At 54.8% G+C, this 20,823-nt stretch carries 18 protein-coding genes; 8 read left to right on the top strand and 10 right to left on the bottom strand.

All coding sequences use genetic code 11. The annotated features are described in order from the left end of the window. Window positions 1–61 precede the first annotated feature (61 nt). Both ACR0J2_RS07020 and ACR0J2_RS07025 read right to left on the bottom strand, forming a co-directional pair. Window positions 62–889 carry a TetR/AcrR family transcriptional regulator gene (locus ACR0J2_RS07020; RefSeq protein WP_480812115.1) on the bottom strand — a complete coding sequence of 276 codons (828 nt, stop codon included), beginning with the start codon at window positions 887–889 and terminating at the stop codon, window positions 62–64. 8 nt (window positions 890–897) lie between these two features. Beyond that, on the bottom strand, window positions 898–1,227 hold the full coding sequence (locus ACR0J2_RS07025; RefSeq protein ID WP_480812116.1) for a DUF6614 family protein: 330 nt from the start codon (window positions 1,225–1,227) through the stop codon (window positions 898–900). An 80-nt stretch (window positions 1,228–1,307) separates the two neighbouring features. Here ACR0J2_RS07025 and ACR0J2_RS07030 point away from each other — a divergent pair, with 80 nt between their 5' ends. Continuing rightward, window positions 1,308–2,600 (top strand): NAD(P)/FAD-dependent oxidoreductase, encoded by a 1,293-nt coding sequence (locus ACR0J2_RS07030; protein WP_480812117.1) that lies wholly within the window; start codon window positions 1,308–1,310, stop codon window positions 2,598–2,600. A gap of 18 nt (window positions 2,601–2,618) precedes the next feature. Here the strand turns inward: ACR0J2_RS07030 and ACR0J2_RS07035 are convergent, their stop codons facing one another. After that, window positions 2,619–3,971: an MATE family efflux transporter gene (locus tag ACR0J2_RS07035; RefSeq protein ID WP_480812118.1), complete on the bottom strand. Its 1,353-nt coding sequence runs from the start codon at window positions 3,969–3,971 to the stop codon at window positions 2,619–2,621. Window positions 3,972–3,999: 28 nt separating this feature from the next. Next, window positions 4,000–4,638, bottom strand: a complete 639-nt coding sequence (locus ACR0J2_RS07040; RefSeq protein WP_480812119.1) for a TetR family transcriptional regulator C-terminal domain-containing protein — start codon at window positions 4,636–4,638, stop codon at window positions 4,000–4,002. Window positions 4,639–4,767: 129 nt separating this feature from the next. Here ACR0J2_RS07040 and ACR0J2_RS07045 point away from each other — a divergent pair, with 129 nt between their 5' ends. The 4 genes from ACR0J2_RS07045 to ACR0J2_RS07060 are packed head-to-tail and all read left to right on the top strand — an operon-like array spanning window position 4,768 to window position 10,508. Further along, window positions 4,768–6,414 carry a phytoene desaturase family protein gene (locus ACR0J2_RS07045; protein WP_480812120.1) on the top strand — a complete coding sequence of 549 codons (1,647 nt, stop codon included), beginning with the start codon at window positions 4,768–4,770 and terminating at the stop codon, window positions 6,412–6,414. Continuing rightward, the gene (locus tag ACR0J2_RS07050; protein ID WP_480812121.1) at window positions 6,411–7,943 is read left to right on the top strand and encodes a phytoene desaturase family protein; all 1,533 of its coding nucleotides are present in this window, start codon (window positions 6,411–6,413) and stop codon (window positions 7,941–7,943) included. The genes ACR0J2_RS07045 and ACR0J2_RS07050 overlap by 4 nt, the downstream gene beginning before the upstream one ends. Continuing rightward, the gene (locus ACR0J2_RS07055; protein WP_480812122.1) at window positions 7,940–9,115 is read left to right on the top strand and encodes an aminomethyl transferase family protein; all 1,176 of its coding nucleotides are present in this window, start codon (window positions 7,940–7,942) and stop codon (window positions 9,113–9,115) included. The genes ACR0J2_RS07050 and ACR0J2_RS07055 overlap by 4 nt, the downstream gene beginning before the upstream one ends. 13 nt (window positions 9,116–9,128) lie before the next feature. Next, complete coding sequence (locus ACR0J2_RS07060) at window positions 9,129–10,508, top strand: aminotransferase (protein WP_480812123.1); 1,380 nt, start codon at window positions 9,129–9,131, stop codon at window positions 10,506–10,508. Window positions 10,509–10,542: 34 nt separating this feature from the next. Here ACR0J2_RS07060 and ACR0J2_RS07065 read toward each other — a convergent pair whose 3' ends face one another. Continuing rightward, window positions 10,543–11,322, bottom strand: a complete 780-nt coding sequence (locus ACR0J2_RS07065) for a class I SAM-dependent methyltransferase (protein ID WP_480812124.1) — start codon at window positions 11,320–11,322, stop codon at window positions 10,543–10,545. 188 nt (window positions 11,323–11,510) lie between these two features. Here ACR0J2_RS07065 and ACR0J2_RS07070 point away from each other — a divergent pair, with 188 nt between their 5' ends. Continuing rightward, entirely contained in the window at window positions 11,511–13,970 is a 2,460-nt protein-coding gene (locus tag ACR0J2_RS07070; protein WP_480812125.1) for a GcvT family protein, read from the top strand. Between the two features lie 24 nt (window positions 13,971–13,994). Here the strand turns inward: ACR0J2_RS07070 and ACR0J2_RS07075 are convergent, their stop codons facing one another. From ACR0J2_RS07075 to ACR0J2_RS07095, 5 genes are all read right to left on the bottom strand, one after another. After that, window positions 13,995–14,627, bottom strand: a complete 633-nt coding sequence (locus tag ACR0J2_RS07075) for a TetR/AcrR family transcriptional regulator (RefSeq protein ID WP_321253946.1) — start codon at window positions 14,625–14,627, stop codon at window positions 13,995–13,997. A gap of 1 nt (window position 14,628) precedes the next feature. Beyond that, a complete protein-coding gene (locus ACR0J2_RS07080) occupies window positions 14,629–15,471 on the bottom strand; it encodes an ABC transporter permease subunit (RefSeq protein WP_170824829.1) in 843 nt (280 codons plus the stop codon). Continuing rightward, window positions 15,472–16,380: an ABC transporter permease subunit gene (locus tag ACR0J2_RS07085; protein WP_480812388.1), complete on the bottom strand. Its 909-nt coding sequence runs from the start codon at window positions 16,378–16,380 to the stop codon at window positions 15,472–15,474. Window positions 16,381–16,430: 50 nt separating this feature from the next. Continuing rightward, window positions 16,431–17,495: an ABC transporter ATP-binding protein gene (locus ACR0J2_RS07090; protein WP_480525324.1), complete on the bottom strand. Its 1,065-nt coding sequence runs from the start codon at window positions 17,493–17,495 to the stop codon at window positions 16,431–16,433. 164 nt (window positions 17,496–17,659) lie between these two features. Then, complete coding sequence (locus tag ACR0J2_RS07095; RefSeq protein WP_480812126.1) at window positions 17,660–18,871, bottom strand: extracellular solute-binding protein; 1,212 nt, start codon at window positions 18,869–18,871, stop codon at window positions 17,660–17,662. A 314-nt stretch (window positions 18,872–19,185) separates the two neighbouring features. Between ACR0J2_RS07095 and ACR0J2_RS07100 the strand changes: the two genes are divergently transcribed. Beyond that, a complete protein-coding gene (locus ACR0J2_RS07100; protein ID WP_480812127.1) occupies window positions 19,186–20,448 on the top strand; it encodes an aromatic ring-hydroxylating oxygenase subunit alpha in 1,263 nt (420 codons plus the stop codon). A gap of 15 nt (window positions 20,449–20,463) precedes the next feature. Further along, window positions 20,464–20,706, top strand: a complete 243-nt coding sequence (locus tag ACR0J2_RS07105) for a hypothetical protein (protein WP_170806491.1) — start codon at window positions 20,464–20,466, stop codon at window positions 20,704–20,706. Window positions 20,707–20,823 lie beyond the last annotated feature (117 nt).

Below are 20,823 nucleotides of genomic sequence, written 5' to 3' on the forward strand. Positions count from 1 at the left end.
TTTGCTGCGCTGTGCGCAGGCCCGTCTTGTCTGTAAAACCGGAAATTTGACCCGCACTGTCTCAACTGCCGCTCTTGAACTCTGGCATTCGAAAATGACCCGGGTAGACCTTGGACAGGAAGGCGACGATGTGATCCCGGGCTTCGGTACGTCGAAAGTTCTCCGGATAGGTTAAAAGCTCTAACCAGATTCCGTCGTACAGAGCCTCCAGGATATTGGCGACTTGCCTTGGCGGCATGTCGTCATACCCGCCATCCTCAGCAATTTCCGAACACAGGCGCAGCGCGATTCTGTAACGCTCCAGATCGATGTCATTGATCAGTTTGCGGTAAACTTTGCGCCGCCCTGCCTCTCCAAAAAACGCAAACCAGACGGCCAGTTTCTTCGGCGAGCAAATCCGCGGGTGAAAATGCGCATCGACGATGGCCAACAGCTTTTCGGGCGCCGGTAAACCTGCATTGTCAAAAGCGTCCAACCACTGTTCATGGTGTTCCTTTGCAAGAAACAACAGCGTTTCTTCCAGCAAGTTCTGTTTGCTTTTGAAGTGGAAGTTGACGATGCCCAGCGACAAGCCGGCAATCTCGGTCACGGTGGACATGGTCGTTCCACCAATTCCGTTTTGTGCGATCGAGTCGATTGTGGCGTTGATCAGCTGTTGGCGCCGCACCTCCTTGGACTCGGTACGCCGGCGCCCTGTCGGTTTTGTGTTATCGCTTGGCGTCTGACTCACCGGCATGCTTCCCATCTTCTCAAGTTCGTTATCGGCTTTGCCCCCTAGCCCCGCTTTAACAGGAAGAGGCTGTTTGACATTTGCAGAGTTTATGCCATTGATTGAATAATCATTCAATGATGAAGATAAATGATTTGAAAACAATACGAATGTTCGCAATCATGGATCTAGAGCTCCGACCAAAAGGTGAAAACCGGGTCGTGCACCATAGAAATGACGCTGCGATGCAATTCTCCCAGTGGCTCAATGCGATCCTCGATGGCAGCCCAGGCCGCGTCGGCCTGCATTTGATCCCTGAACTCGATCACAGCCATAAGCGAATGGTCACGCTGTTCGCCGGTATCGTAACCGCTTGTAGGAATGCGTTTACACAATGGGGTCCCGTTCGTTGCCAGACCCGTCGCGACCAAATGTTCGACAAACGCGTTCCAGGCCTGTTCGAACGCGTCGAGGTCGACGGCTGGGTTCAGTTCGAATTGGTTCAAAAGTCTCGGCATTCTTCACATACTGTCCGGAAAGGCGTCACCCGCCAAACCTATGCAATTCCCCCCGCAAGGCAAGCGCGCGAGGCCAATAGATGATCCGCAACGAAAACCCCGTCATTGCAAACAGCCTGTGGTCAGCAACGGCAGGCTATTCAACCGAATACCCGCAACTCACTGGCGAGCGAAAATCAGACGTAACGGTGATTGGTGCCGGATTCACTGGCCTTTCGGCAGCGCTTCACCTGGCCGAGGAAGGCATCAAAGTTATTCTGATCGACGCCCAACACCCCGGCTGGGGCGCGTCTGGGCGCAACGGTGGGCAGATCAATGTTGGCCTTAAGGACGGGCCAACCGGCATCAAGGCCAAGTTTGGAGATTTCTGGGGAAACAGAATGATCCGAATGGCCGGTGACGCCGCCGATCTTGTTTTCGATTTGATCGCCCGGCACGACATTAAGTGCGATGCAAACCGCCCGGGATGGCTGCGCGCGGCGCATACGACCAAAACACTCAACGAATTGCACAAACTTGCTGAGGATTGGGACAATCACGGCGGCGGCATGGTTCAGCTTGATCAAGGCGGAATGCAGCGCCTGACCGGGACAGAAGCCTATCTGGGTGGAGTTCTGGACCGACGCAGCGGAGTTTTGCACCCACTGAACTATTCACTTGGACTGGCCGAAGCGGCCCGTCGCAATGGCGTGGAAATCTTCGGTGAAACGCCCGCCGACCGGATCGCGACGGAGGGCAGCCGCTTTCGGGTTGAGACACCTAACGGTGCTGTCTTTTCGGACAAGGTCCTGATTTGCACGAACGCCTATTCTGGTGATCTGCATCCGCGCCTGGCGCAATCCGTCCTGCCCGTTCGATCAGTTCAGGTGGCGACGTCGCCTTTGTCTGCTAACATCCGCCAAACAATTCTGCCAGAAGGCAACGCCTTGTCCGACGCAAGACGCCTTCTTTTGTACTTCAGGCAAGATGCAGGCGGCCGGTTCCTGATGGGCGGTCGCGGCACCTACCATGACAATTCCACCATCAAACAAATTGAGCGGCTGAAACGCATTTCCGTTGAACTTTTCCCTCAATTGTCCGGAGTTCAGTGGGAATATGAGTGGGGCGGGTATGTGGCGCTGACGAGGGATCACTATCCCCACCTGCATGAACTCACCCCGGGCGTAATGACAGGTCTCGGTTACAACGGTCGCGGCGTTGCCATCGCCACCGCAATGGGGCGGGTCCTGGCCCGGTGGGCGGCCGGGACCAAAGTCGATGAGCTTGAGTTTCCGGTTACCCCCCTCAAACCTCTACCTTTTTCGTTTGCCCGAGAGACCCTTGTCGAAGCAGAAATCCTGCGCCTGAAACTCCTGGACAAGTTGGGTCTTTGAGACAGAAAACCGCGCTGGTTAACGGTTTTTGGAGAAGAAGCGATAGGTCAATGCGATCGCGGCCAGTGAGAGGCCCGTGCCGTACCCAATCCAAACACCGTTGGGTCCGAACCCGAGCCAAAAGCCCAATCCATATCCAAGCGGCAAAGCAACGATCCAATAGGCAATCAGGGTAATGGCAACCGGAACATGATTGTCCATCATGCCCCGAAATGCGCCCAGCATTGTCCCCTGAACGCCATCTGCGATCTGCATTGCGGCGATCACAAGGAACATCGAAATCGCGAGAGAAACGACATTCGGATCATCTGACAAGCTGTTCGCCAGAGGAATACGGCCAACCAAAATACCCAGGATAACGACTGTCATCCAACTCACAACGACCAGAAGCGACGCTAATACAATTGGCTTCAGCCTGTCCTTATCACCGGCACCGATTGCCTGAGCCACGCGTATTGAGATTGCAATCGAAACGCCCAACGGCACCATGTAAATAACGTCGCTGACCGCAGAAACGATTTGATGTGCTGCAAGCGCGGCGGCGCTGAACCACCCAAGCATCAGGCCTGCTACGGCGTAAGCGGCCCCCTCCCCCAGGTAACCGACGGAGATGACGATCCCTTCTTTGATCTGCGCCTTGAACTCAGACCAGTCAAAACCTTCGGTCCTCAGAAGGTCCCATTTCCGTTTCCTTGCGCCCAAAATCACAAATGCCGCAATCAAAGGCACTGTCTGAGACAACAGACTTGCGATCCCTGCCCCAACAAGACCCAGACCAGGCCAGCCAGCAACACCGTGGATCAACACATAATTCGAAGGAATGTTGAAACCGACCGCAAGAAACGCAAGCCCAACGCCAATCCAAGGTTGGTTCATGGCGTCAAACAGAGCTTTTAACGCGTAGAAAACAGTGAATGGAACCAAAAGAAGGCTCATCGCGTTCCAGTAGCCGCCAAGCAAGCCTACGACTTCCGGGGGCTGTCCGATCCAGGAAAGAGCCGGTTTCAGGCAGATCATTACGCTCGCACCGACAACCCCGACGAGCAGAGAAACCAAAAGCCCGGCAGTTGTGGCCGAAGCAAGCCCTTCCTCGCTGGACTTGCCGAAGGCTTCCGCCATTCGCACGCCAATTGCGGACACAAAGCCATAAAGCGCAGAGTAAAAGATGATCAGCACCGAGGCCGTTATCGACACTGCTGCCAGAGGAAGCGTTCCCAATGGGGCCACCATCACGGTATCCACAACGCCAATCAAAGCAGCGGCGGCAAGGGAAATGACAATTGGCAAGGCAAGTCGCGCAAGATCACGCGCTTCCTGCACTATCGCAGCCCTGGGCGGCAGCGGCTGTTGTGAGATCCGCACTCGCGTCATGACATCGGGGCCTCTCAGCCGAAAGTGGCTATGGCGTTTCAGTCAGCAGGCCCGGAACCAAGCGCACGAGGCATCCCCACGCAGCTTGTTCCGCCTCTTCTCGGCTCAGGTTTTCCGGCGCAAGATGCAGGCGCTGCCAATAACCATCCGTCAGCGTCTCCATCCATTCCGTCATTTGACCCGGAGAGGCAACATCATCCTCGGCCAGCAATTCTTGCCAGATCGCATACAAAGTTTCGCGCCGCCGCGCTTCAAAGTGTTCCGCAACCTCATCATAGTGCTGCTGGAATCTGAGTTCCCCCCAAAACGCATACCACAAAGGCAGGACGTTCGGACCACATGCATCAGGGTGGAAGTCCGCTTTGATGAGTGCCCTTATCTTTTCCGTTGGCTTATCCCCTGCCTGTTCCAGAGAGGTCGTCCAGTGCTCCTCATAGCGTCGGTACAAGTCGCGAAGCGCTTCGGTCAGAAGGCCTCCCTTTGATTTGAAATAAAAGGCTGTAACGCCCTGAGACAGCTCGGCTTCGGACGCGACCGTCGCAAGTGTCGTTTTCGCCAATCCATGCGCCAGTATGGAACGGCACGCCGCGTCCAGCAGCTGCCGGCGGCGGCGATCTGCGTTTTCCTTCCGCTCTTTGCGGGGGCGTTTCCGCTCTGCGTCGACCAATTGCCGCTCCTCCTACAATTACCGCCATCTACAGTGCGCGAAAAACACGCGTCAATGGTCTAAAATTTATTTGAGCGATCAAATAAACTTTACGGAATCATGTCCGGTCTGTAAACGGAGAGGAAAGGGATGAAAAATTTGACGACTGAGAACAGATACGACGTGATTGTGGCCGGTGCCGGTCATAACGGATTGACAGCGGCCGCTTATTTGTCCCGTGCGGGCATGCGTGTTTTGATCGTCGAAAAGAATGACTGGATTGGTGGCGCAGCAGTCAGCCGTTCGCTGCACGAAGGCTGGACTTACTCGAACTGCTCTTATGTCTGCTCTCTTTTGCGGCGCGAAATCGCCAGAGACCTCGAACTCCCGAAATACGGGCTTCAGGTTATCCCCTACGAAGGTGGTGCGAGCTTCACACGCGACGGAGATTACTTCGCCTATTACTCCGATCACAACGCTCTCAAGCGCGAGATGGCGCGCCATTCTGCACGTGATGCAGACGCCTATCGCGGCTATTCACAAGCCATCATGCGGCAATGCCGTTTTATCCGCCCGTTTCTGCTTCGAGACGCACCGGACCCTGCTTCGCTCCGCCCACGTGACCTCGGTGAAATGGCGTACCTGGTCAAGAAGGCCCACAGACTGGGAAGTCGCGAACTTGGAGAAACGCTGAAATTCTGGACGATGTCCATTGGCGACTTTCTGGATGAGCATTTCGAGAACGACCTGATCAAGGCGCATTTGGCTGGATCGGGTATTATCGGCACTGGTCTTGGGGTGTATTCGCCCGGAACCGCCTATGTTTTGCTGCACCACTACATGGGCGATATCGATGGTGGCATCGGAGCCTGGGGTTTCGCCCGCGGCGGCATGGGCGCGATTTCCAATGCTATTGCGGCGTCTTTCAAAGATCACGGCGGTACGATCCATACGGGTGCAGGGGTCGAGAGAATCCTGAGCAAAGATGGACGCGTGGAAGGCGTGGCGCTGGAAGACGGCAAGGTTTTCCATGCCCCAGTCGTCGCATCCAACATGGATATCAAGCGCACCATTTTACACCACGTTGATACCGCCGATCTGCCGGATGACTTCACCAAAGCGGTGCGGAACTTCAAAATTCGCGGGTCTTCGGCGAAACTCAACATCGCCCTTGACCGCTTTCCAAACTTTCCTGCCGCACCAGACCACACCAGTTTTCTGAGGGGCGATCTGCATGTGTCGCAGAGCCTCTTTGAACTGGAAAAGGCTTATGATGATTGGAAGCTGGGGCGCTGGTCGGAAAAGCCGTACATTGACATGCTGATCCCCAGCCAGATCGACCCAACGATGGCTCCGACAGGTGCGCATATGATGACGGTGTTTGTTCAGTACGCCCCATATGATCTGGAAGTCGGCGGCGTCCGGTCGGCAGACAACTGGGACGACCAACAGCGCAAGGCAATGTCTGAAACTGTACTGGACCAGATGGCTGTGGCTTGCCCTGACATTCGCGAGCGCGTTGTGCACATGGAAGTCCGTTCACCGCTGGAAATCGAACGCGAGGTCGGTTTGACCGAAGGCAACATTTTCCAAGGCGAACTGACCTTTGACCAGCTTTTCTTCAATCGCCCGGTCCCGGGGTGGTCGCAGTACAGCCTGCCAATCAAGGGGCTGTATCTGTGCGGTTCGTCCGCACATCCGGGTGGCGGAGTTATGGGTGCGCCCGGCGCCAACGCGGCCCGCGCAATCCTGAGGAACGAAACACGGCATGGCCGAATGAAGGGGTATGCCGCATGAACCAGTTTGATGCAATTGTCGTGGGTGGCGGCGTCAACGGGTTGATTGCCGGAACGCTTCTCGGTCGGCGCGGCAAGAATGTCTGCATCGTTGAAAAATCTGACAGTTTTGGTGGAATGGCGTCCTACTCCGTGGACGGGGGGCCAACATTGGCCCACTCGCTTTACAACCTCAGCCCGCGCGCCCTGAGTGACATCGGTTTGGACCTGCAACACCCTGTTTTGGCCGGGAAACCGACCTCCACGGTCTCATTGGCTGAAGATGGTCGGCACATCGTCTTCAGTGACGAAGGCGTCTGCTGGAGTGACGGGACAGCGCACCCGGACTCCAAAGCCTGGTCCGATCTGACGCAACAGTTGATTACGTATGGCGGCTTGTTGCGCCAACTCGCCGAAGCCCCACCACCCGGCGGTCACAAAGCTGTGCTTTCGCGGGGCGGAATGGCTGAGGTTCTGCGCCTGGCGAAATTGGGCATCGGACTGAAAAGGCTGGGTAAATCGGAAATGCGGCGCTTCCTGCAGGTCGTTCTGTCCAATGTCTATGACATTGTCCTTGATGACTTGTCGGACGGACCGGCGGCTGGGATGCTTGCTGCTGATGCAATCTGGGGGGCAGCCGCCGGTCCAAGATCTTCGGGAACCGTGTTCAACCTGATCTACCGGATGGGTCACGGGGGCACCATTACCCAACCTGCGGACGGAGTGTCTGCGCTGACAGATTTAATCGTTGAAGCAGCGCAAAAGGCGGGGTGCGTCCTGATGCCGGGAACCGAGGTTTCCCGCGTTCTCGTGGACAAGGATGCCGTCTCTGGCGTCATAACTAACGATGGGCAAACTTTGACCGCACCTCTCGTGCTGAGCAACCTCGCACCTAAGCCAACAAGCCGTATGACCGGGCCATCTGTTTTTGACATCGAAACGATGCGGCGCATTCGGAACATCCGGGCACGAGGAACAGCAGCCAAGGTCAACCTAAAATTAAAGGACAACATGCCACTGCCCGGCTTGCCTGAAGGGTTGGCAAATAGTCGTCTGATCTATGCCCCCTCCGCAGAATACGTGGAAGCTGCGTTCAATCCAGCAAAATATCGACAAATGTCCAAGGCCCCGGTGATCGAAGCCTTCAAGATGCAGACAGCCGATGGATCAGGCTGGTTGTCGACCATAATGCAATACGCGCCATCCGACCTAGAAGGCGGCTGGACTGAAGCCGCGAAAGATCAGCTTGCGCAAATCACCGTAGATACACTGGGCCGCGCCCTGCCCGGCCTGAAGGATCACATCGCAGGCAGTCAAGTCATAACACCGGATCAAATCGAAAGCGCAACCGGAGCGCCCGGGGGCCACTGGCACCACGCGGAAATGTCTCTGGACCAGCTCCTGACACTTCGCCCCGCAAACGGAATGTGCCGCTATTCCATGGGTCCCAAGGGGCTGTACCTGTGCGGCGCTGGAACCCACCCCGGAGGCGATGTCATGGGCCTCGCCGGTCGCAATGCGGCCCTGGCGGCGCTGGAGGAGCAGCCATGAGCATCTTCACCGACCCGAAACTTGGCTTAATCCCCGCCGCCTTTCACAAGAAGCTCGAAGAGCAGAATCGCGCTCAAAACTGGTATGACTGGGCGGGTTACACTGCCCCCGGAGTTCTCGACAGTGTCGAGTTCGAGTATTTCGCGCTGCGCAATCAGGCCTCTGTGTTCGATATCTCACCGATGCACAAATACAGGCTGACAGGTCCTGACACGACCGCAATGCTCAATCGCCTGGTCACGCGTGATGTCCGCAAGATCGCAGCGGGCCGCGTTGGATACGCAACCTGGTGCGATGAAGAGGGCATGGTCATCGATGACGGGACTCTTTTCCATCTCGGCGACAACGATTGGCGCTTGTGCTGTCAGGAACCGATGCTGACGTGGTTGCTGGACGCGGGATGGGGTTTCGATGTTGCGGTTCGGGATGAAACTCACAGCGTTACCGGCCTTTCGTTGCAAGGTCCGACGTCCTATGCGGTGTTGGAAGCTGCGGGACTAGATGTTAGCGCGCTAAAGCCATTCGATCTGGTCCAGATCGAACCTGACCTCATGATTTCACGGACGGGCTTTACCGGCGACCTCGGCTATGAGCTTTGGTGCGACTGGGACAAGGCAGAAGATCTCTGGGACAGAATTTGGAAAGGTGGCTTGCATCAGGGGCTGCGCGCCATTGGGTACGAAGCTGTCAATATCGCACGCATCGAGGCGGGATTTCTGACCGCAGGGGTGGACTTTCAGCCCGTTCATGCGACCGAGCGGTTGCACCGGGGCCAAACGCCATTCGAACTCGGCCTGAGTCGGTTGGTCGACTTCGAGAAAGGCCACTTCAATGGGCGCCGTGCGTTGCTGTCGAAACGCGATGCTCCCAGAAGCCTCCTCATGCGTTTCGATGTCGAAGGCTTCAAACCCTCGGAAGGGTCATTGATCTACAACCGACGCAAAAAAGAAGTTGGGCACATAACTTCCGGGATTTGGTCCCCGACCGCCAAACGTAACATCGCGCTGGCGCATGTTCGTATGCCGGATGCACGCCGGTCATCCAGTTTGATGGCGGAAATCTACACCCTGCAAGAAGGCAAATGGGATACCGGAATGGCGCGTCTCACGCCCGTCACCAAAGCCTTTTTCGCACCGCCGCGCGCACGTGTGACGCCGCCCGCCCGAACCTGAAGGAGAAGAAGACGTGAACACACTTGGCAACACTCCAACCGATGGCGATCTTGTCACCTGGGATCGCGACCATCACCTACACCCCTGGGCAGGGACCGAAGGCTTTGGGTCCGATGAGTACATGCGGGTCAACACGGCGGATGGTATCTACCTTTGGGACGCTGCCGGAAAGCGCTATATCGATGGTCCCGGCGGTATGTGGTGCACACAGATCGGTTACGGCCGCCGGGAGATGGCCGACGCCATTTCGCAGCAGGTCATGACGATGCCCTACGCGTCGCCCTGGTCATTTACGACCGAACCCGCGGCCGTTTTGGCCCGGATGATCGCCGAGCGCTCTCCAGGCGATCTGAATACAGTGCACTTTACAACCGGCGGATCCACGGCTGTCGATACCGCGCTCAGAACCGCGCTTTTCATGAACAAGCGGCTTGGCCGACCAGAAAAGAAAATCGTGATCGGCCGGGAGAAAGGCTATCACGGATCGACTTTTCTGGCTGCAACGGTCACCGGGAAAGAACGCTTCGAAACAAGCTTTGAAAAGGCGCAGGATTTGGTGCGTTTCCTACCCGACGTGAACCCTTACCACCGGCCCGAGGGAATGAGTGTCGATGCCTGGTGCGACGCCAAGGTCGCGGACCTTGAAAACCTGATTGCCGAGGTCGGTGCTGACCATATTGCCGCCTTTATCGCCGAACCGATCCTCTGTTCTGGCGGCGTGATTGTCCCGCCTCCGGGCTACCACAAGCGCACACTCGAAATATGCCGTGCAAACGACATTCTGTACATCTCGGATGAGGTCGTAACCGGCTTTGGCAGGCTGGGCCATTGGTTCGCATCAGAAGACGTTTTTGGCATCGTTCCAGACATAATAACCTGCGCAAAAGGCCTGACCTCCGGGTATCTGCCACTTGGCGCTTGCATCATCTCGGACGCAGTAATGCAACGCATCTCTGACGCTCCGGGCGGCGATGTCTTCTACAATGGCTATACCTATTCAGGGCACCCGGTTAGCTGTGTTGCAGCAATCAAAAACATCGAGATCATGGAGCGGGAAGATATTCTTGGGCACGTTCAACGCGTAACGCCGCAATTTCAAGAACGCCTGCGCCAGATCAAGGAAAAGTTCCCGATCGTCGGGGACGTGCGCGGCGACGGTCTTCTGGGGTGTATCGAATGCCGCCCCGGGCTGAAGGTCGAAAGCTATGAAGCACACGTCAAGTTTGGGCAGAAACTGGACGACGCATGTGAAGAGTTGGGTTTGCTTTTGCGACCATTTGGAAACATGGCCGTGTTCTCTCCTCCTCTGATCATCACCCCTTCCCAGATAGGCGACATGTTCGACATCATGGAGGCAGGAATGGCGCTGGTTAGCAAGGACTACGGCGAATAGCGGCCACGACGCCACAACTTGGGCGGCGGTCAGGTCATGCTGGCTTTCGGCCTCGGATGTGATGCGGGCAGTGCTCTCCGGATTTCAGCACAGGCTGCATCGCGTCCCAGATCTCGATTTGGTGTTCGATAAACTCGGCACCATGCCGGGCTTCCCAGCCAGCCCGGTTCGGCCCGGTCAAATCCGCAAGTTCCCCAGCAGAAACTTCCGCATACCATGGATTGCGGTTGACCAATTCCACGCCTTCGAAGCCGGCCGCCTCCATCGCGGCGCGATACTTGGAAGGCGACGCCATTTGAAATTCCAAAGCTTCCATCTTCACATAATGCGCCATCTCAGGTGACATGTCCCCGTCATGATTGGTCAGCCAGTCAGAAGCGGCAAACCGACCACCCGGCTTCAACACCCGAAAGGCCTCGGCAGCCATCGCGGCCTTGTCGGGAATGTGGATGATTGAGTCTTTTGAGAACACGACATCAAAAGTACCATCTTCGAAAGGCATTGGGCCGGGAGTGACCTGAAGGATTTCGACTCTTTCTTCCAACCCGGCCCGCTGCACTCGCTCTCTCGCCGCCGCGCAGACGGGAGCCTCCACATCTATGCCTGTCACTTTCCCCGCACCGAACTTCTGCGCCATCAGCACTGCAATTGCCCCTGATCCACAACCAATATCAAGGATATGCTTGCCTTTGAGATCGATCCCCTCAACAACCCGAGCGACTTCCTCGGGGCCTCCTGGCGAAAGGAACCCCTCCCCCCAAAGCTCTTCCAGGAAGTTGATCACCTGACGGTCGTAAAGGATATCGTCTGACATAAGCTTCCCCCGCATCTGATTGACAGTTCACCGCCACAGTGAAGCCTGATCGCGCTGCCCTGACAAGCCTTTTTCCAGATAGGAAGGCGATGCTCAAAATCAGTTACTGAATGATCATTCAGTCAGTAGACATTGAACGCCATGACTGATATGCGAGAAAATGAACGCCCAGAAAGGACATTCTCGCCATGGCTGACACCCTGCCGACGCACGCCCGGACCGTCATCATCGGGGGAGGTTCCATTGGCGCGAATACGGCCTATCACCTGACCAAACTTGGCCATACCGATGTTGTGGTTCTTGAGCAGGGGCAACTGACATCCGGAACGACTTGGCACGCCGCGGGCCTTATCGTGGCCGGCCTGCTCAAGTCGGAAGCGGAATGTGCAATCTACACGCATGGACGCGATCTATACGCTAACCTTGAGAAAGAAACCGGTATTTCCACTGGTTTTCGGGACGTTGGATATCTGCAGATTGCGACCAACAAAGAACGCCTGCATGAAATGCGCCGTGTCGCAGCCTTCATGCGCCGCTTTGGGATAAACAATCACGAAATTTCAGTAAAAGAAGCGCAGGATTTGTTCCCTATTGGTGACCTGTCGGACGTCGTTGGTGCGTTCCTGATACCCGAGGACGGGCGCGCCAACCCGGTGGACGTGACAATGTCGCTGGCAAAGGGGGCCAGAAGCAGAGGCGCCCGCTTCTTCGAAGGTGTTCGGGTCGACGAGATTTTGGTCGAGAACGGCACCGCGACTGGAATCCGCACTGCGAACGGTCACGCCATCACGGCTGAAAACGTTGTGATATGCGGTGGCATGTGGTCCCGCCAGTTAGGGGCCAAGCATGGCGTCAACCTGCCCCTTCAAGCGGCTGAGCACTACTACCTGATTACCGAGAGCATCCCGGGCTTGCCCCGCGATCTGCCCGTTCTCGAAGACCCTTCCACGTACACTTATTACCGCGAAGAAGTTGGGGGGATGATGTTGGGTCTTTTCGAACCAGGTGCTGCGGCGTGGAAGCTGGGTGGTATCCCCGACGAATGGCAATTCGGAGAGATCGAGCCAGACTGGGAACGTGTTGGCCCCGACCTTGAAAAAGCCTATTCGCGCGTGCCTGACACGATGAATTATGGCGTCAAGAAACTGTTCTGCGGACCGGAGAGCTTTACGCCCGATCTTGCACCGCTTGTTGGCCCGACACCGGAACTTCGCAACCTCTGGGTTGCATGCGGGATGAACTCTTTGGGCATCCTCAATGGCGCCGGTACCGGTATGGTTCTGGCCCATTGGATTGTGGATGGCTTGCCCCCAATCGATGTCACGGGCATCAACGTCAATCGCTTTTCGCGTGAAATGGCCACACCGGCGTTCCGGCGCGACAGAACGCCGGAGCTGCTGGGCAAGCTCTTTGGCCAGCATTACCACAATGAGAATTACAAGACGGCCAGAAACGTAAAGCGTTCCGTGCTGTATGACCGCCTGAAGGATGCAGGGGCGTTTTTCGGCGAAGGAAGTGGTTGGGAACAACCTGATTGGTTTGCCCCGACACCGGAACAGGCCAAGGTCGAGAAATACAGTTGGTATCGCCAAAACTGGTTTGAATGGCACGCCGAAGAACACAAGGCAGCGCGCGAGGAAGTCATCGTCATGGACATGACATCAATGGCGTGTTTCAGCGTCGAAGGTCCAGATGCATGCGCCCTTCTCTCGCGCCTTTCCTGCAATGAGGTTGATGTTGAACCTGGCCACGTGGTCTACACTGCCTGGGTGAATGAACAAGGTGGGTTTGAGGCCGACCTTACGGTTACTCGACTGTCCGAGCGGAAGTACTGGGTTATTGTCGGCGAAAACTCGGCAGGTCATACCGAAATGCGCATGCGGCGGCACATTCTGAACGATGAGAATGTGGTCATCACAGACATCACTGCTGCGCGCTGCCAAATCAACGTTCACGGCCCAAAGTCACGCGATCTTCTGAGCAGAATATCCGGCGCTGATTTGTCGGACGAAGGCTTCCCATTCATGACGGCCCGAGAGATTGATGTCGGGTATGCCGTTGTTCTGGCCTATCGCGTGACCTTTATCGGGGAACTTGGCTGGGAGCTTCATGTGCCTGCCATTCAGGCCGTTCAAACATATGATCTGATAATGGAAGCGGGTCGTGACTTGGGGGTTCGAAACGCGGGCATGCAAACCCTAAACTCCCTGCGACTCGAAAAGGCCTACCGTGATTTCGGAATTGATGTGGACAACACGGACAACCCCATTGAGGCCGGGCTTGGTTTTGCCATCAAGCTGGACAAACCCGGAGGCTTCATCGGCAGGGAAGCGCTGGCTGCGATAAAAGCAAAAGGCACACCCAAAAACCGAATGCTGCAGTTTCTGCTGAAAGACGCTGAGCCCCTGATGTATGGCAACGAGATGATTTATCTGAACGGCAAGGAAGTCGGGTACATTCAGGTTGGCGGGTATGGGCACACGCTTGGCGCGGCTGTCGGGATTGGTTTTGCAGAAACCGAAAAACCTCTGACGGCAGACATCGTCGCAGAGGGACACTGGCAGATCGAAATTGCCGACGAGAAATTCGACGCCAGTGCTTCGCTAAAGCCGCTCTACGACCCCCAAATGAAGAAGATAAAGTGCTGAAGCACAATTACAGGGTATTGCGGCTTAAACCGGAAAGTGTTTTGGAAAGAACCGCGACAGCGAAAGCAGACAAACATCCCTGAACTCTCGCCGGTCAGCCACCTTGGGATACAACATCAGGCTGAGCCAGGCGCCGTCAGACATCGCCTCAACAGCTCGGGCAGTTTTTTCGGCCTCAAGATCGTCGTAATCGCCGTCGGCGATCAACTCTCCACATAGATGCAGAATTCGATCGTATCTCTCGTTGTCAAATTTATTGTGAATCTTCAAGTAATTAGGACGGTACTTTGCTTGCCCCCAGAACGCAAACCAGACCGCTAGACGCTTGTGCGTGCAGATGCTTTTGTCAAAATCCGCGCGGATAATGGCCGCAAGCCGATGTGCGGCCGTGGGTTCCGCGTCGTCATAATACCTTAGCCAGTTTTCGTAGTGCTCTTGTGCCAGAAAACCCAGCGCAGCGTCATACAATGCTTCCTTGCTGTCGAAATGGTAATTCACAACCCCATGGGACAGATTGGCAGCTTCGGTCACGTGTTTCAGAGTTGTGTCAGAAAACCCGCGCCTCGAAATCGAGTCTATGGCCGCCATTATCAACTGCAGGCGGCGAACTTCCGGAGGTTCGGTGCGTCGTTTTTTCTGAAGCTCGTGCGACTCCAATTTATCCTTCCTCTCGTTCAGCCATTTGTCTGTCCAGCAGATCCGCCCTCTGTTGCCGGAACATAACGATAGCAGCGACAGCGACGCAAATGGCGATCACGAGGATCATTATAGTCGCAAGCGCATTGATATCCGGCCTGAGGCCCAGTCGAATGCGCGAAAAGATTAGGATTGGCAAGGTATTTGCACCCGGACCTGTAACAAAACTGGCTATGACCAGGTCATCAAGAGACAAAGTAAACGCCAGCAGCCAACCTGAAATAAGGGCCGGTGTCAGCTGAGGAATGGTGATTGCAGTCAAGACTTTGAAAGGCTTGGCCCCCAGATCGGCAGCCGCTTCTTCCAGAGTTTGACCCACGCCGGTCAAGCGTGCCTGAATTGTTACGGCCACATAGGCCATGGAAAAGGTTATGTGCGCGATCGTAATCGTCGCGAACCCGCGCTCGGCGGGCCATCCGATTAGCTGGTTCAGAGAAATAAAGAAAACCAGCAAGGACAATCCGGTTATCACCTCGGGCATCACCAAGGGCGCAACCAACATGCCGCCAAACAAAGTCCGACCTTTGAACCGGCCAAATCGCACCATCGCAAGACCTGCAAGCGTACCAAGCGCTGTTGCAAAGGTTGCGTTTACAACGGCGATCTGAAGGCTAAGGGAAACCGCGCTCCAGACTTCTGCAGATTGAAATAGCTCCTTGTACCATCGTAAGGACCATCCCCCCCAGACCGGAACCAGCTTGGAGTAGTTGAACGAATAAATGATCAGCAAAATCATCGGGATATAGAAAAATGCCAAACCCAATGTCAGCATGATCGTCAGGAATCGGGAGCGTTTGCTGTACATCTATTGCTCCTCCGACGCTTTGCCCTGGTAGTGTTGGAACACCATGATGGGCAGCACCAGAATAACCAGCAGAACAATTGCAACCGCAGCAGCAACAGGCCAATCACTGTTTCTGGAGAACTCGTTATAGAGAACCCGGCCAATCATTTGTACGTTTCCACCCCCTAAAAGATCGGGAATAACGTACTCCCCGGTCGCAGGAATGAAGACCAGCAATGAGCCCGCGATGATGCCGGGCATCGTCAAAGGCAACGTGATTTTGAAGAACGTGTTCGTTGGCCGGGATCCGAGATCCGCTGCAGCCTCATTCAGGCTGTCATCCAGCTTTTCCATGTTCGCGTAGAGCGGCAGGATCATGAAGGGCATGTAGGTGTAGACGATACCAATATAGACAGCGAATTCGGTGTATAGCATCCGGATCGGTTCGTCGATTATACCAATTGCGATCAACAGGTTATTGATTGTACCTTGATCTGCAAGCAATCCCATCCACGCGTAGACGCGCAGCAGGAACGACGTCCAGAACGGCAGGATTATTGCGAAAAGCAACAGCGGCTTGGCGACAGGGCCTGATCGAACGATTGCATAGGCAATGGGGTAGCCAAACAACAGGCACAGGAAGGTCGATGTCACCGAAATCTTGAGCGAGTTGACGTAGGTGTCAAAATAAAGGCTGTCTTCCCAAATGTAGATAAAATTGTCGAACACCAGACGGATCGTCATGATCCCGCTGTCCGACCACTCGATCAAACTGGTGAATGGAGGGCTTGCAATGGCAAGTTCAGCCAAGCTGATTTTGGCGACAATAAAGAACGGTGCCAGGAAGAAAACCAGAAGCCAGAAGAACGGTATGACGGTAACGATCTGTCGCCACTTGCTTTGCAAGCGCCGCATAAATTGGCCAAGCATCGGCTGTCGTTCAACCTGTAACGGTTCGGGCCTATCTCCCGTGAAGTCCGTCATGAGTGGAGCAACATGGCACTGGACGGATCCCAGCTGATATTCACCTTGTCCTCCCACGTAATGCGCTGCGTGGCATGCGTTGGGCGTGACTGGTTGGGCCTGGTGACATCAAATATCTCTCCATTGGGAAGCCTCACCTTGTAGATCGACGTCTCTCCTAAATAACCCACGTCGTCGATGATGGCTGATGTCTGGTTGGGGCCTGGAGCAACTTCATCGGATTTCGAAAGACGGATTTTTTCGGGCCTCAAAGCCACCCAGATCTTGCTGCCAACTTTCACGGAGTGACCGTGATCTATGAAAACCTCGCAGAATTCAGTCTCGACCCGAACATGATCTGCACCTTCCTCGGTTACCCTGCCCTCAAAAATATTCGCTGACCCGATGAAGTCGGCGACAAAGCGAGACGCGGGAAACTCGTATATTTCTGTTGGCGTTCCAATCTGCTTGAACCGCCCAGCATCCATAACCGCCATGCGCGACGACAACGTCATCGCTTCTTCCTGATCGTGGGTCACCACAATAAACGTGACACCGACCTTGTCCTGAATATTGGCAAGCTCAAACTGCGTTTGCTTGCGCAGCTTCTTGTCAAGCGCAGCCAGAGGCTCATCCAAAAGCAGCAGCTTTGGGCGTTTGACCAACGCACGAGCCAGCGCAACGCGCTGGCGTTGCCCGCCTGACAATTGCTTGGGTTTTCTCTTTTTGAAGTCTTCCAGTTCGACAAGCTTGAGGATGTCGTGCACCCTGTCGGCTATGTCAAATTTTGGGACATGGTCTTGTTCCAACCCGAAAGATACGTTCTTTTCGACAGTCATATGCGGAAACAGCGCATAGCTTTGGAACATCATATTGGTTGGGCGTTCGTAGGCAGGAACGTCAGCCATATCGACGCCATCAATGATGATTGAGCCGGCGTTCAACTCCTCAAATCCCGCGAGCATTCGCAGCAGAGTGGACTTTCCGCACCCTGATCCGCCCAGCAGACAGAACAACTCACCCTTGTAGATATCCAGATCGACGTTATCGACGGCCGTTACTTCACCGTAATTCTTTGTCACACCTCTGATCTGAACCAATGGTTGTTGTTCTGTTTGGTCTAACCAAGGTACTGCGCTGACAGCTTTGGAAACGGTCAATTTGGGCCTCGCGGTCTGCCTGAATGGATCCGAAGTGCAGTAGCGATCCAAATAGGTTCGCTACTGCACTTGCCGGTGTGAGTGGATTAGTTACCGGCTTTGAAGTCAGTCCAGGTACGGGTCTGCAAACGCTCGACCTTGGGAGGAAGAACCGCAGTTGTGTACATCTTGGCAACCTGATCAGACGTCGGGAATGCGGCCGGGCTGGATGTGACGGCTTCGTCAACCATTGGCTTGGCTGACAGGTTGGCAGTCGCATACCAGGTGAAGTTACTGTCATTGGCCGCAACTTCAGGGCGCATCATGTAGTTCAAGAAAAGATGCGCGTCTTCCTTGTTGGCTGCGTCTTCCGGGATCAGCCAACCATCAATCCACAACTGCGCGGTGCGTTCGCCTTCAGGCAGGAAGAAGTCCAGCACAACCCCAGTGTCGGCTTCGGCTGCCCCGGACATCGCAAGAAGGCCATCCGGTCCCCAAGTGGTTGAGACGCAGAACTCTTTTTGAGGCATTCTTTGGTACGCGTAGTTGTCGAAGGTTTTGATGTACGGGCGGACTGCGGCCAGCATTTCTCCGACCTTTTCATAGTCTTCTGCGTTCGTGGAATTCGGATCCAACCCCATGTGCGCCAAAGCCATCGGAATGATATCGCCCGGAGAATCCAGGAAAGAAACACCGCACTTGGACAGCTCTTTCATGTGCACGGGATCAAACACCATGTCCATCGAACCGATGGGCGCGTCCGGATACGTCTCTTTCACCAATTCTTCGTTATAAGTGACCCCGTGCGTTCCCCACATATATGGAATGAAATGCTTGTTGCCCGGGTCCCACTCACTGGCCAGTTGCTCCATGATAGCCGGATCAATGTGCTGAACGTTGTCCAGCTTCGACATATCAAGCTCCGCGACGATGCCGGCCTTAATCGGCCGCGCTGTATCACTGCCTGCATGGCTGACCACATCATAGCCGCTGTTTCCTGCCAGCAGCTTGGCGTCGATTGCTTCAGCCGAGTCGTACGGATCGTAAATTACTTTGATGCCGTACTCTTTTTCGAAGTTCTCGATCGTGTCTTCAGCGATGTATTCCCCCCAGTTTGTGACTTTCAATACACGCTCTTGTGCAAGTACCGACCCGGAAATTGCAGTAGCCGTTACTGCTAGAACGGTGACCCCGGCGACTTTCCTGATTGAGTTCATAATTTCGCTTCCTCTCCCTGAGTGGTGGCTGCAGCAATTTTGCTTACTTTGTCTGCTGAACACTGTTTGTATGAGCCCCCCCCTTTTGACAGGTTTGCTCATCTTGCACCCCATTCCCCTCCAATCATCATGAATTTATCTGACTGGCCATTCAAAACGGTAGTCTGATGAAATCGCCGCTGTCAAGCAAAGCTGATCCAATTTTGATCAAAAGCCGACAAGTCGCTTAATTGACAGAAAACTTTCCAACTTTCCGCGCGTTCATCAACCTCAATTGGGTCGCAGGGAACCATTTGGGATCTACTTTTGAATGACTATTCAGTCAGAAATGATTGACGAGCAGCCCAAATTGGGCAAAATCTACAATCAATCGAACGATGGCTGATCCAACTCAAATCCAAGATCGCAGGCTGGGATTGGCCGAACCGACCAAAACACTGACTGATCAAGTCAAAACTGCGCGGATTGAACAGATGCATGACGAACCCCGGAACATCGAAGTTCCAGCCAATTGGGACAGACGTGGACTGCCGGGCTGGTGCTATCACAGCACCGCTCTTCTGGACCTTGAAAAGAGCAATCTGTTCAAAACCCATTGGCAAATAGCATGTCACGTTTCGGACGTTCCGGAATCCGGCAGCTTTATTTGTTTCGACATGTGCGGCGAGCGCGCACTGATCGTACGAGACAACAACTCGGACATTCGAGCGTTTCTCAATGTTTGCCGTCATCGCGGATCACGGCTCGTGCCCAAAGATCAAGGAAAGTGTGAAAACGCCTTGGTTTGCCCGTTTCATGGCTGGGTTTACAATCTTGATGGAACGCTGCGTGGTGCCGCCCGGCCAGAGTCCTTTCCGGACCTGGACAAGCACAAGTTCGGCCTGAAAGAACTTGAAATGGAAATCTGGCACGGTCTTGTGTTTATCCGCTTCAAACCGGGCCCCCAGCCATCTGTGGCGGAACTTCTGGCCCCGATTGAACAGGAAATCTCAGCCTATAAAATGGCCGATCATGTTCCGACAGATGGGATTTGGACGGAGGAGACGCCGGTCAATTGGAAATCAATCAGAGACGTGGACAACGAAGGCTACCACGTTCCGCTTGCGCACCCTGCCCTGCAGGATTTGTACGGTTCAACCTATTCCGACGAACCTTATGTCGATGGTGTCTCACGCTCTGATGCAAGCTTCACACCGACGAAAGGGCGTAGATGGGCTGTTCGCAACTACAAGAAGTTCACTAAGCCACAGCCCCACCTGCCTGAACACTTACACAAAACCTGGCTCTACTACGGTATTTTCCCTAACGCAGTAATTGCTGTCACTCCCGAGACAATGTTGTTTTATCAGGAGTTTCCAATCACGACGAAAAAGTCTGTGCTGCGGAGCGCAACATATCGAAATCCGCACGAAGATCGCCAACAAAGGGCAGCCCGGTATCTCGCCGCCCGGATTGATCGCGAAACCGTGGAGGAAGATATTCAACTGACGATCTGGTCGAACGAATCCATGGCTTCGGAATCGTTCGAGGGTTTCTACCTTTCGGATCTCGAATATGGTGTCCGGTCACATCACGACCACCTCCGCAAAATACTGCCCGTCTACAATTCAGAAACCGCCCCACGTGAAGATGAGGTTATGTCGCTCAATACCGCCATGTCGGCTGCGCCCAAGACGTGAACAAGGGCGCGTTCTATGTCGGAAGCAGAACTTCAAAAGCAACTTCTTGTGACGGAAGTCGGAATCCAAGGCTCCGGCGCCACAAGGTATGCGGCCGCAATGTACTTTTATCAGAACGGCAGAATGTCTACCGAGATGCTGGAAATTTACCGGAGGTGCAGCAAGTTTGACGCCGAAGACCCGCTTGATCTGGCCCGTTACGAGGGGGTTTCAGTGCCAGAATTGGTTGGTTTTTCAAATGAATGCACAGAGGCATGATAACGCCTGCGATTAGGATCACACCTCAGAAAATTTCTGATGATTGTTGGGCGTCGCAACGGCGAGCAATCGAAGTGCAATCTTTGAATTCACCCTACAAGCCACTCAACCCGCCGG

This window comes from Ruegeria sp. CG4, assembly GCF_056537185.1.